Annotated in this window: 8 protein-coding genes; 4 read left to right on the top strand and 4 right to left on the bottom strand. The window is 59.2% G+C overall.

Features of this window, described 5'->3' with window-relative positions; translation table 11 throughout:
* Window positions 1-158 precede the first annotated feature (158 nt).
* The 3 genes from JAO77_RS08290 to JAO77_RS08280 all read right to left on the bottom strand — a co-directional run bounded on the left by JAO77_RS08290 (window position 159) and on the right by JAO77_RS08280 (window position 5,774).
* Window positions 159-815 (bottom strand): OmpA family protein, encoded by a 657-nt coding sequence (locus JAO77_RS08290; RefSeq protein ID WP_198989869.1) that lies wholly within the window; start codon window positions 813-815, stop codon window positions 159-161.
* A gap of 249 nt (window positions 816-1,064) precedes the next feature.
* Window positions 1,065-2,462, bottom strand: coding sequence for an alpha/beta hydrolase family protein (locus JAO77_RS08285; protein WP_198989868.1), 1,398 nt, complete (start codon window positions 2,460-2,462; stop codon window positions 1,065-1,067).
* A 654-nt stretch (window positions 2,463-3,116) separates the two neighbouring features.
* Window positions 3,117-5,774: a bifunctional UDP-N-acetylmuramoyl-tripeptide:D-alanyl-D-alanine ligase/alanine racemase gene (locus tag JAO77_RS08280; RefSeq protein ID WP_198989867.1), complete on the bottom strand. Its 2,658-nt coding sequence runs from the start codon at window positions 5,772-5,774 to the stop codon at window positions 3,117-3,119.
* Between the two features lie 141 nt (window positions 5,775-5,915).
* On the opposite strand from JAO77_RS08280, the gene JAO77_RS08275 reads away from it, so the two are divergent.
* The 4 genes from JAO77_RS08275 to JAO77_RS08260 all read left to right on the top strand — a co-directional run bounded on the left by JAO77_RS08275 (window position 5,916) and on the right by JAO77_RS08260 (window position 11,888).
* Window positions 5,916-6,758, top strand: coding sequence for an endonuclease/exonuclease/phosphatase family protein (locus JAO77_RS08275; RefSeq protein ID WP_198989866.1), 843 nt, complete (start codon window positions 5,916-5,918; stop codon window positions 6,756-6,758).
* Between the two features lie 816 nt (window positions 6,759-7,574).
* Window positions 7,575-10,157, top strand: a complete 2,583-nt coding sequence (locus JAO77_RS08270; protein WP_198989865.1) for a YfhO family protein — start codon at window positions 7,575-7,577, stop codon at window positions 10,155-10,157.
* 123 nt (window positions 10,158-10,280) lie between these two features.
* Window positions 10,281-11,180 (top strand): 1-aminocyclopropane-1-carboxylate deaminase/D-cysteine desulfhydrase, encoded by a 900-nt coding sequence (locus JAO77_RS08265; protein ID WP_198989864.1) that lies wholly within the window; start codon window positions 10,281-10,283, stop codon window positions 11,178-11,180.
* Window positions 11,181-11,249: 69 nt separating this feature from the next.
* On the top strand, window positions 11,250-11,888 hold the full coding sequence (locus tag JAO77_RS08260) for a DUF4230 domain-containing protein (protein ID WP_198989863.1): 639 nt from the start codon (window positions 11,250-11,252) through the stop codon (window positions 11,886-11,888).
* A 68-nt stretch (window positions 11,889-11,956) separates the two neighbouring features.
* On the opposite strand, the gene JAO77_RS08255 is transcribed toward JAO77_RS08260, so the two are convergent.
* Window positions 11,957-12,319: a hypothetical protein gene (locus JAO77_RS08255; protein ID WP_198989862.1), complete on the bottom strand. Its 363-nt coding sequence runs from the start codon at window positions 12,317-12,319 to the stop codon at window positions 11,957-11,959.
* Window positions 12,320-12,376: the final 57 nt, after the last annotated feature.

The raw sequence follows: 12,376 nt of genomic DNA, 5'->3' as shown, positions 1-12,376 counted from the left end.
GATACGCCTGCCTGCGGCGGGCTAACTACTCTGCTAGTTTCAAATAAAAAAGGCTGCCCGAAAGGGCAGCCTTTTTTGTTAGTTGAGCCTTAGAAATAGTCAGCCTGCCGTAGGCAGGCGTATCCGTTTCATCCGACAAATCCGTTCGAATCTGCGGTCTAGCGGACTTTCACGGCGATTTCGACGCGGCGGTTTTCTTTGCGGCCGGCGGCGGTAGCGTTGCTGGCTGCGGGCTCTTCTTCGCCGAATGCCTCGGTGCTTACGTGGTCAGCAGGAAGCTTATTGGTCGTGACGAGGTAATTCTTCACGGCCTCGGCGCGCTGCTTGCTCAGGTCGCGGTTGTAGCTTTTGTCACCACGCGAGTCGGCAAAGCCTAGTACACGCACATCTTTGCCTGCGTAGCGCTGGGTGATGGAGGCCGTAATTTGCTTAAGGGCATCAGCGGCCGAAGGCTTGATGGTAGCCTTGTCAGTGTCAAAAAGCACCTTCTCATCAACACCGTACACCTGGTAGTCGTCGTTGCCGCGCACCGACACCCCTGGCAGGTTTACTTCAGGAAACTTAACATCCGAAAGCTTGGCCTTAGTGAGGTCAAAGGCATTGCTGATGGCCGAGCCTGCTTTGCTGGCGGCGCTATCCACGGCATCGGCCGCGTTGGTAGCCACATCGGCGGCCGTGTTGCCTGTGCGAGCCACTACGGCAGTGTCGGGAGTAGCATCGGAGAGCGAGTTTTTATCGTCCGTCTTCTTCAGGTCGCCGCAGCTTGCGAGGCTCAGAGTAGCCGCCGCCAGTAGGCTGAGAGTTAGCTTATTCATTACAAGTCAAGTAAAATGTGAAAGAATGAGCCTCCCCTTACGCGCAGAAGCGCCGCTGCGTTGGCGACAGCCACCTAGGTACTAGGCACGTTCAATACACTTAACTTGCTCTTATCCTTTAGCTTCGCTTAATACTCGCAAGACCTATACCCGTTAGCAATCAATCTGCTAGTTAGTCTATTATTCAGCTAAAAGGTTTTCGCCAGGGCTCGGCATTTCGTGTAGCCTTAGCACCCTAGGTTACTTCTTTTACTTCGCAGCTTGCCCGGTTACCCAGGCCCGTACGGCTTCAGAGGCAGCGGGCGAGAGATTGGGCTTGGGCTCGCCATTCAGCAGCGGCCACTGCGTGCGGTCGGGCTGAAACAGGTGGTTGACACCTAGGAGCTTGTGCGTAGTCACGCTTTTATTACTCCGCAGTGCCCTGCTGAGCAACGCGGCGTTGGTGTCCACATTTAGCATATCGTCGGCAGTGCCATAGAGCAATAAGACCGGGCAAGCTATTTTCGGCAGGTTTTCGAGAGGATTGAACGACAAGAAGTAACGGTAGCGGGCGCTCACCATATCGGCTGCGCTTGCCTGCGCCGCAGCGGGGTCGAGGTTGGCATTGCTCTGCCGCATCATATTAGCCAAGACGTTCTGCGCCTGATTATTGTCCTGGGTATGGTTGATAATCCTGAACATTTCCTGCTGGCGATTAATCGACTCCGTTATCTGGGCTGGGTCGGTGTGCAGGCTACGCAGGGCAATTTCTTGCTGCTGCGCCAGAATGACGCTGCCCGGCAGGGCATATGGCGCCAGCCCCACCACAAAGGAGGGGGGCAGGGGCATTGTGGCCGCCAGCAGCGCCACGTTGCCGCCCTCGCCGTGGCCTATCAGGCCGAGCTTGCTCAGGTCTATTTCGGAGCGAGTGCGCATGTAGCTAAGGCCGGCCTGCGCATCGGTTACTAGCTCACTGATAGTGGGCTGAGCGCCCCCATTTGACTGGCCCACGCCCCGGTCGTCGAAGCGCAGCACGGCTATGCCGCGCCGAGTGAGGTAGTCGGCCAGGCGGCTCAGGGGCGCGAAGTCGCCCACTGTACCATTGCGGTCGTGCGGGCCAGCGTCGCTGAGCAGTACTACGGCGGGAAAGGGCCCCGCCCCGGCGGGCACTGTGAGGGTACCTGCTAGCTGTAGCCGCGCGTCGATGTTGCTGAAGCGCACTTCCTCTTCGCGGTAAGGCGGTGTGAGGCGCGGCGCCACAATAGCTGTAGCGGCTGGCACCTCCGCATGGCTCAGCACCATGGGCACCTTGAACCCGGGCTGCACCCAGCTGCCTTGCAACTGGCTGCCATTGCTAGCCAGCCGGCCTATGTAGGTGGCGTTGGCCTCGGTAGAAGTCAGCACCACAGTATCGGCCCGCATAGTCACGGTCACACTCAGGCGGCTCACCTTTTGCATGGGCACGTCGAGGGTAGCGAAATATTCCCCACTGCTGAGCTTTACCAGGCGAAAAATTACTTCCAGCTTGCCACCGGGCATTTGCAGCGGGCCTTTCCATAGGCCATCGAGTGGGTTCTCGTCGAGCGGGCGCGCGGTGGCCCGGCTCGACTGGCCTAGGGCCAGCATCAGGGTTAAGCAGGCGCAGAAGTAGAGTTTAATCAATTTCATTTTTAAGCAAACAGGGAGCGCTACCCGCATGGCTATCGGGTAGTATTTCAGGCAGTAGGGAGGGATTGAGCAATACCACTTTACTCGGTAAGAGCCCTAGGTCTGGGTAGCCGCCTTTGGCATATGGCGACTTTGTGCACCCACGGGCCGGCCTGGTGTAAAGCTTAGAAAGGCGGGCAACAGGCACGGCACGCTATACTCTATAAATCATTAAAGCAGCCCCACATAAATTGCACTTTTATCATTATATAATTACTGCAAGCAAAAAATAATTGTCAGTTGAGCTTGGACAGACATAAGCTATTACCCACTAAAAAGGGCGACAAAAATACATATAAATAACTATAAAACAACGATTTCATAACAGGCTTATTTTTGCACGTTGCAATGAAATATCTGGACGCAGCAGATACAATAATTACTGCAGGCAAACATATTTACACAATAAGTATAACTATTATCATTTCATCACTAAGCTGGCTAGTACATAATTATTCCGTAGCAGCTTTGGCTGTGATAGTCGCCCATCCCCACTAGATGGCCTATAGACTTGGCCACTCCTACGCAACCCGGCCGGCTACCTAGGGTGGGCAGCCGGCCGGATTTTATTTAGTACACGAGCTTTAGTTGCGGCAGCTTGCGCGAGACAACTGCCTATTCGCTTACAAAAACGCGCTTCACACGCTCGCTAACATTAGTGAGCAACTCGTAAGGAATGGTGCCGATTCGCCCCGCCAGCTCGTTGATAGTCAAGCCCTCGCCAAAGAGCACGGCCACGTCGCCGGGTTGCGTTTCGGGGATGTCGGTGACATCGACCATCACCATATCCATGCACACCGAGCCTACCACAGACGCCCGGCGACCGTGCAGCAGCACTAGCCCCGCCCCAGCGCTAAAGCGCCGGTCGTAGCCATCGGCATAGCCAATAGCTAGGGTGGCCAGGCGGCGTTCGTGGGCCGTGGCCGCACCGCGGCGGCCGTAGCCTACGGTAGTATCGGCGGGCAGCGTCTTGACCTGCGACACGGTAGTACGCAGCGTGCTCACGGGCAACAGGTTATGACTAGTTTCGTCGCCGGCTTCTACGCCATAAAGGCCGACACCTAGGCGCACCATGTCGAACTGCGCTTCGGGAAAGCGCCGGATGCCGGCCGAGTTAAGCGCGTGCTTTAGCACTGCACGACCCAGCACGGCCTCGATGGCGGCAGCCATGCGCTGGAACGTGCTGAGCTGCTGCCGGGTAAAGTCGTCGTGCGCGGGGTCGTCGGCGGCGGCTAGGTGCGTCATGATGCTGGCCACAGGCAACTGGGCGCGGTGCGCGGCCAGCTGGTCGAGCAGCGCGGGTAAGTCATTTTCGTCGAAGCCTAGGCGGCGCATGCCGGTATCGAGTTTGAGATGCAGCGGCGGCAGCGGAGCAGTGCCTGTCGTAGCTTCTCGGGCTGCTTGCAAGTAGTCGTGCAGGCGCTCTAGGGAGTAGATTTCGGGCTCCAGGCGGTAGCGGCGCAGCTGCTCAAAACTGTCAGGACCGGGGTTCAAGACCATGATGGGTAGGCTGATACCATTTTCGCGCAGCTGCTGGCCCTCGTCGGGGTAAGCCACGGCTAGGTAGTCGGCCCGCTGAAACTGGAGCAGGCTGGCCACCTCATACGAGCCACTGCCGTAGGCAAAGGCCTTTACCATCACCATAAGCTTAGTACGTGGGGCCAGCCGCTGGCGGTAGTACTGCAAGTTGTGGGTCAGCGCGTCTAGGTTCACTTCGAGCACCGTACCGTGTTGCAGTTGCTGCAAGGCGGCCACCACGCGCTCAAACCCAAACCGCCGCGCCCCCTTTATAAGGATGGTTTCGTTTTGAAAGTCAGTGGGGCGCAAGTCAGCCAGCAGCGCCTCAGTAGAAGGAAAATTTTCAATGAGCAGTGAGCAATGAGCAGTTACCTGCGGTGTCGCCTGACTTGCATCAACAACTGGCAATTTATCTATACACTCTTCTTTAGAAGCTGATTTACCTATTAATTGCTCATTGATATCTGCTAATTGTTGTATCTGCTCCCCTACTCCGATGAGGCGCTTGACGCCGTGGGCCCGCACCAGGGCCAGCACGCGAGCATAGAGGGCGGGGCCGCTGAGGCCTGATTCGAGCACGTCGCTGAGAATGAGCGTGCGGCCGCCGGGCCGGGCCTGCCGGCTCAGAGCGTCGAGGGCGAGGGCGAGGCCGGCTAGGTCGTTGTTATAGGTATCGTCGAGCAGGTAGCAGCCGTGGCGGCCTTGCTTCATTTCGAGGCGCATAGCTACGGGCTGCAGGCGCAGCAGCCGGCGCTGAATTTCGGCCGGGGCGAGCGTCGTGGCGGGAGCGAGCTGCCGCCACAGCAGCACAGCCAGGCAGTGCAGTGCATTCTCAACGGAGGGCTCGTCGGCAAACGGCAGGGTGAAGCGCGCGGCGGCTCGCGAGGCCAAGTGCTCGGCCGGAAAATGGGCCGTGGCAGACGTTTCGCCCAAACGCACCCGCACGGTGGTGGTGCCGGCGGTAGTGGGCTTCAGGCGGAAGCGCAGCGCCGCACCGGGCACCTCGTGGCGCGTCCAGGCCAGGGCAGGCAGGGCGCGGGCCTGCACGGCGGCGTGCACGGCCGGCTGGTCGGCGCTGTACACGAGCAGCTCGAAGCCGGGCTGTTCAAACAGCTGTAGCTTCTCCGTCAGCTTCTCATCTTCGGAGGCAAAGCCCGCGTCGTGGGCCGTGCCTAGGGTGGTAAAAATGCCGTGCGTAGGCCGTATGATGCGGGCCAGCTGCGCCATCTCGCCGCGCTCCGAAATACCAGCTTCAAAGATACCTAGGGTGTGCCGGCTGGGGGCTAGCTCCCACACGCTCAGCGGCACGCCCACTTGCGAGTTGTAGCTTTTGGGCGAGCGGCAAATGTCCTCGTCGGGCGCCAGCAGCTGGGCCAGCCACTCCTTCACAATGGTCTTGCCATTAGAGCCCGTGATGGCCCAAACGGGCTGCTCAAACGCTGCCCGGTGCTGCGCAGCCAGCGCCTGCAATGCCGCCAGCGTATCGGCCACCAGAATGAACCCTGCCCCTTCGAAGGGACTTAGGCTGGCCGGCGCATGGCTCACCACAAACAGCCGCACGCCCTTAGCGTAGAGTGCGGCCAAGTGGTGGTGACCATCGTGGCGGGGCCCGCGCAGCGCAAAAAACAGTGCGCCTTCGGTGAGGCCCACGCGGCGGCTATCGAGTAGCAGCGTGGCAATGGCAGCGTCAGTAGCAGGGGCTAGCAGCAGGGTGCCGCCAAGCAGCGCGGGCAGGTCGGAAAAGCGGATAGGCATAACGGCTGCAAAGGTCGGGCGCCCGCTTGGTACGAGCACGGCGCCTGGGGCCGACCTAGGGCCGCTTGGGCGGGCTGGCCATAACTTGCCCCGAAATAGTGAACTGCTCTCACAAGCAGTTCACGCAACAAACTCTACCTTATGCGTCTGATAATCTGCTTACTGCTCAGCTGCCTATGTTTCGCCCAAGTAGCCGCTGGCAAGGCCCCCGCGCCGCTGCGCATTGCCACCTACAACCTACGCATGAACAATGCGGGCGACGGGGCCGATGCCTGGCCCAATCGTAAAGAAATGGTAAAGAACCTGGTGCGCTACCACGATTTCGACGTTTTTGGCACCCAGGAAGGCTTTCGCGAGCAGCTCAAGGGCGTGGCCGAACTACCAGAATATGCCTTTGTGGGCCGCGGGCGCGACGATGGCAAGGAGGCCGGCGAGCACTCAGCTATCTTTTACAAAAAAGCCCGCTTGCAATTGCTCCAAACCGGCGATTTCTGGCTGAGCCAGACGCCCGACCGCCCCGGCAAGGGCTGGGACGCCACCTGCTGTAACCGTATCTGCACCTGGGCGCAGTTTAAGGACTTACAAACTAGGCAGGTGTTCTACTTCTTCAGCGTGCATTTCGACCACGAGGGCGTGGAAGCCCGCCGCCAGTCAGGCCACTTGATGGTGCAGAAAATCAAGGAAATCGCTAAAAATGCGCCCGTGGTGTGCGTGGGCGACCTCAACTCGACGCCCGACACTGAGCAGGTCAAAACCTTGCAAGCACAGCTTGGCGACGCCCGCGAGCTTACCCAGCGCCCCGCTTATGGTCCGGTTGGTACTTTCCAGGGCTTCAAACTCAATGCGCCGCTCGAAGACCGCATCGACTACATTTTTGTAAGCAAGGGCAGCACCGTGCTCAGCTACGCAGTGCTTACCGACTCGATGCGCGGGCACTACCCTTCTGACCACTTTCCGGTGCTGGCCGAGGTGCTGCTGAAGTAGGCCCCTAGACTGCAGGAGCTAAACTACTAGCCTCGTTTTCACGTTCGCCTACTACATTTGTTACCAACAGAATAAGGGGCCAAGCACCTGGCTCAGCCCCTTATTTCAGTTACCCAAGTAAGTGGGTGAATAGCACGAAGCCAATGGCTTTTGCTGCTCCACTCACAAGGCCTAGCAAAATTGCTTTGCTGACTACTTATAGTAGCTGTAGCGCACGTTCCCTTTTCATTGATTAAGATGGGGGTGTTGCATCACCCACTTCTTGAACCCTCGGTTGTCCTACCAACCGGGGGTTCGCCGTTTATAGGCGACCGTGTTGGCGGGGTGTGTACCGTACGTTGCGCCGAAGGTAGATTCATGCCTGATAAACCAAGAGCACGGTTGATTCTATTCGTATCACAGCGTCAATCACTTTAGTTCTGATTAATAAGGTCTTATTGTCTCCCTAAGCTAGTTATCAACAAATTTGGTAACCGACGAATGTGGAAAACTCTTAGTATCAGCTGATTTGTATAGCAACACTAGCGCGAGTTTAGCGCCGCGTAACTCGCGCCTGGCTATGGCGTGGAGGCTGTGCCTCCACTGCCGTGCAAGCGGCAAACACGGTTGAAAGAGCACCTAGGTAGTAGTCGGCGCCGAGCAAATGCGGTTTGTGGCTAAAGCCGCAGTGGAGGCGTAGTCTCCACGCCATAGCCAGGCACGAGTTACGCGGCGCTAAACTCGCGCCAGCACTATCAGATACTCGAGCATCTTCTGTGCTTCCCCGCCCCGGCGCTACCTTCGGGCTCCAATTGCCCAATTGCTAAAAGCCGCCCGATGGCCGTTTCTCCTTCGTATTCTTCTACGCCCGCGCCGCTGTGGCAGCGGGCTTGGCCGCACGTGCTGGCCGTGTTGTTTTTTGTGGTGCTGGCCGTGGCCTACTTCGCGCCCATCGTGTTCAACCACCAAACGCTGGCGCAGCACGACATCACCCAGTTTCAGGGTGGGGCGCACGAGACCCAGCAGTGGGCTGCCGAACACGGCCACGAGCCGCTATGGACCAACTCCATGTTTAGCGGAATGCCCACATACCTGATTTCGGTACACTTCCCCGGCGACTTGTTTGTGTACGTGCAGAAGGCCGTGGCCCTGGGCCTGCCCGCTGTGGTGAGCAACCTCTTTGTGGCTTTGCTCTGCGGCTATGTGCTGCTGGTGGCCCTGGGCGTGCGCCCGCTGGTAGCAGTGGCTGGGGCGGTAGCACTGGGGTTTTCGAGCTACAACCTCGCCATCCTGGCAGCTGGGCACAATACTAAGTCGTGGGCCCTGGCCTACGCGCCACTGGTGTTGGGCGGACTGATACTGGCCTTGCGCCGCAACAAGTGGCTGGGCGCGGCGCTGTTCACGCTGGGCCTCACGCTAAACGTACGCGCCAACCACCCACAGATTACCTACTACCTAGGGCTGCTAGTCGTCATTTATGGCATTATTGAACTGGTAGCCGCTGTGCGGGCCGGCCGCCTGGGCGACTACCTAGGGCGGGCCGTACTGCTGGGCGTGGGCGCGGCGCTGGCCATTGGCGTCAGCTTTGGTCGCTTATATACTACTTACGAATACAGCAAGTACAGCAACCGCTCGCCTTCGGAGCTAAAGGCCCTGCCGCCCGCGCCCGGCCAGCCCGCCGCGCCCAGCGCCAAGCAGCAAGACCGCGACTACGCCTTTGCCTACAGCTACGGCATCGGCGAAACCATGACGCTGCTCGTGCCCAACTTCTACGGCGGCAGCAGCGCCATGCCCTTAAGCACCGATTCGAACATGGCCCGCGAGCTCAACACGATGGGCGCCGGCTCCGATGCGCTCGCCAGCATGCCCACCTACTGGGGCGACCAGAGCTACGTGGCCGGCCCCGTGTACGTGGGCGTGGTGGTGTGCTTTCTATTTGTGCTGGGCCTGTTTGTGGTAGATAAGCGCACGCGCTACTGGCTGCTGGCGGGCACGCTGATTTCATTTGTGCTGGCCTGGGGCAAAAACTTTGAAACGATTAACAACCTGATATTTGACTACCTGCCAGGCTACCGCAGCTTCCGCGCCGTGAGCATGGGCTTGGTTATCGCGCAGCTCGCCATGCCGCTGCTGGCGGCACTGGCGCTTTCGCGCATCCTGCGTCCTCGCGAGGATGCTGCTCCCCTAGGTGCTGCCCCCGCGCCCACCGAGCCGCTACACCCGGCGCTAGCCAAGGCGGCCCGCGCGGCAGCTGGTACGCCTACGGTAGTGGTCGATTCGGCCGACAACCAACACCGCACCCGCCAATTGCTCTACGCTGGTGCCATCACGGCGGGCTTTCTGCTGCTGACGTGGCTGGTGAGCTTCAGCTTCGATTTTGCCTCGCCGCAGGATGCCAACCTCACGCAGGCCGGCTTTACGCCGCAGCTGCTGAGTGCCCTGCGCGCCGACCGCGCCAACTTGCTGCGCTCAGATGTATGGCGCGGGCTGCTCTTCGTGGGCCTCACCCTAGGTGCTCTTTACTTCTATTTGAAAGGTAAAATTCAGGCAACCGTGGCCGCGGGCTTAGTGGTGGCGCTGGTGCTGCTCGACCTCTGGACAGTGGACAAACGCTACCTAGGCGAGAAAAACTACCAGACCGAAACCATCGTGGAGAGCTTCCAGCCCTCGGCCGCCGACCAGCAGATTCTCCAGGATAAAGACCTGAGCTACCGTGTCCTCAACGTGGGCAACCCCTTCAACGAGGCCCGCACCTCGTACTTCCACAAGAGCATCGGGGGCTACCACGGCGCCAAGCTGCGCCGCTACCAGGATTTGATTGAGCGCCAGATTTCGACCAACAATACCGGCGTGCTCAACATGCTGAACACGCGCTACGTCATCATTCCGGGCCAGCAGCAGGGCCAGGCCGAGCAGGTGCAGCGCAACCCCAGCGCCAACGGCAACGCTTGGTTTGTGCGTGAGCTGCGCGCCGTGCAGAACCCCGACGAGGAGATGGCTGCCCTCACCAGCCTCGACACCAAGCACGTGGCTGTGTTCGACGCCACCAAGTTTCCGAGTGTGAAGCCGACCACCTACGCCGACTCGTCGGGCACCATCGCCCTCACCGACTATGCGCCCGATGCCCTCACCTATCGCTACACGGCGGCCCAGCCCAGCACGGTCGTGTTCTCCGAAATCTACTACGCCGACGGCTGGCAGGCTTTCCTCGATGGCAAAGAGGTGCCGCACTTCCGCGCCGACTTCGTGCTGCGCGCTATGCAGGTGCCAGCCGGCTCGCACGAAATCAAGTTTGTATTCGAGCCCAAGGAATATAAAATCGGCAACACCGTATCGCTGGTTTCGAGCCTAGGGGTGCTGTTGGCCGTGGTGGCAGCCGGTGTGTTTGGCACTAGGCGCCGCAAGGAACCGCTAGCTTAAGTAGTCTCACGTATTTCTACCGTCTGTCATCCTGAGCTTGCGAAGGACCTTTCCACCCTAGAATTGTCTAGGTAGAATAAGGTCTTTTGCAAGCTCAGGATGACAGTTTTAGTTTAAGCAATAATGCCAGCCCAGCTTTTGCAACTCATCCCGCACCCCGTTGCTATTAGCCACGGCGTGCGCCTGCTGCTCTGGCGCGACGACCTGCTGAACCCCGACTTACCCGGCAACAAAGCCCGCAAGCTCAAGTACAATTTGGCGGCGGCGCGGGCACAAGGCCACACCCGCCTGCTCACGTTCGGCGGTGCGTATTCCAACCACCTAGCCGCCGTGGCCGCGGCAGGCCGGCTGCACGGCTTTGACACCATCGGCCTCGTGCGGGGTGAGGAACACACGCCGCTCAACCCCACCCTATCCCGCTGTGTGGCAGATGGAATGCAGCTGCGCTACCTCGACCGCACCACCTACCGGCAGCGCTCCGAGCCAGAGTTTTTAGCTGAAATTCAGCAGCGGTTTGGCCCAGCCTACCTAATACCCGAAGGTGGCACCAATGCCCTAGCCCTGCGCGGGGTGGCCGAGCTCATCGGCGAGCTACGCCAGCACACCGACTTCGACGCCGTGGCCGTAGCAGCCGGCACAGGGGGCACGCTAGCGGGCCTAGCCCTAGGTCTGGCTGAAGCCAATTATCCCGCCCGTGCGCTGGGAATAGCAGCTTTGAAAGGCGCAGGTTTTCTCCGCAACGAAATCGACGACCTGACACGGCCTGTTACTGGCCAGCCATTGGTTAACTACGAGTTGCACCTTGATTATCACTTTGGTGGCTATGCCAAGCTGCCGCCCGAGCTACGTGCCTTCATTCAGGGTTTCGAAGCAGACTTTGCGGTGCCACTCGACCCTATTTACACGAGCAAAATGTTAGCTGGCGTTTTGAGTTTGATTGAGCGCGGGCATTTTGCACCCGGCAGCACGGTGGTGGCCGTGCACACGGGCGGCCTGCAAGCGTGGGCGGGGTTTGGGCAGTAGCGCCTACTTATGCATGCGAAGGCTGGGCTTATCCGAACGGCGGGCGCTGGGGGCCGTATTTAGAAGCCTATGCCACTTGCTCGCTTGCTTCGTCGTCTGTTTCCGTTGGTTTTGCTAGTTGCCCTAGGTGTCTTTTTGTGGCGCAAAATTGGCTCGACGCTCACGGACCTCAACCCGCTGGCCACCCGCGAGCCGCAAGTAACCGTGACGCACAACACGGTGCTAACCCAAGTTGAGGCCCTAGGGAATTTGGAGCTGGTACGTTACCGCTTTAAGGACGTGGTAGAGTACAAAAAGTCATCGAAGTATCCCTTTCTGCCCGATGCCAAGGCTGCCCTCATCGTAGGTGGCGAGGCCGTGGGTTGCCTCGACTTGCGCAAAATCAAACCCCAGGACGTGACTTTCGAGGGCGACTCGGTAGTGCGAGTGCTGCTGCCCGCGCCCGAGCTGTGCTCGTTTCAAGTCAACCACAACCAGAGCCGGGTTTTCAGCACCGAAAACGGCTTTTTTCAAGATGCTGCGCTGGTCGATGAGGCCTACCGCTACGCCGAAGCCCAGGTGCGACGCTCGGCGCTGCAATCGGGCATTTTGGCCGAAACCCAGCGCAATGCCGAGCAGATACTTGTACCCATGCTGCGGACCCTGACGGGGCGGCGCGTCATCATTGGTCAGCGGCTGGTGGTGCCTACGCCGGCCCGCAAGATGTAACAGGCAGTATGCAGCAAAAGAAAAGGCAGCCCTACCTAGGGCTGCCTTTTCTTTTGCTGCATACTGCCTTACGCGGCCCGGAAGCCGGTGGCTTGGCGAATGCTGCGCTCGTTGCCGCTGGCAGGGTCGGTGTAAGTATGGTCGCTCACCTCCACCGACAGGTGCTTGCCTATCAGCTCTTTCGTGTCTAAGTCTTTGCCATCCTGCGGCTTGATGCCAACGGCCGAGTACAGCGACAGAATGATGGGATGGCCAGCGGGCGAATTATAGAAGCGCTGCGTCACGAAGCCATCCTCACTTTCCATGCGGGCTGCGAAGAATGGCACGTTCTGGTGCTCACTCGTGCCTTCTTCAATACTGGTAATGGTGACGGTGTGGCGGCCATCGGGCAAGAAGCCTTTTTCTTCGCCCTTTTCAACGGAAATTTTCATAGTCTCAGAAGATTACTGCTAGTATAATTAGTACTAACGTATTTGACAGCCCTAGGT

The sequence above is a fragment of the Hymenobacter sp. BT559 genome (assembly GCF_016427535.1).
In the GTDB taxonomy this organism is placed as follows: domain Bacteria; phylum Bacteroidota; class Bacteroidia; order Cytophagales; family Hymenobacteraceae; genus Hymenobacter.
The sequence above is the reverse complement of the archived record's forward strand: the minus strand, read 5'-3'. Positions and strand labels throughout refer to the sequence as shown.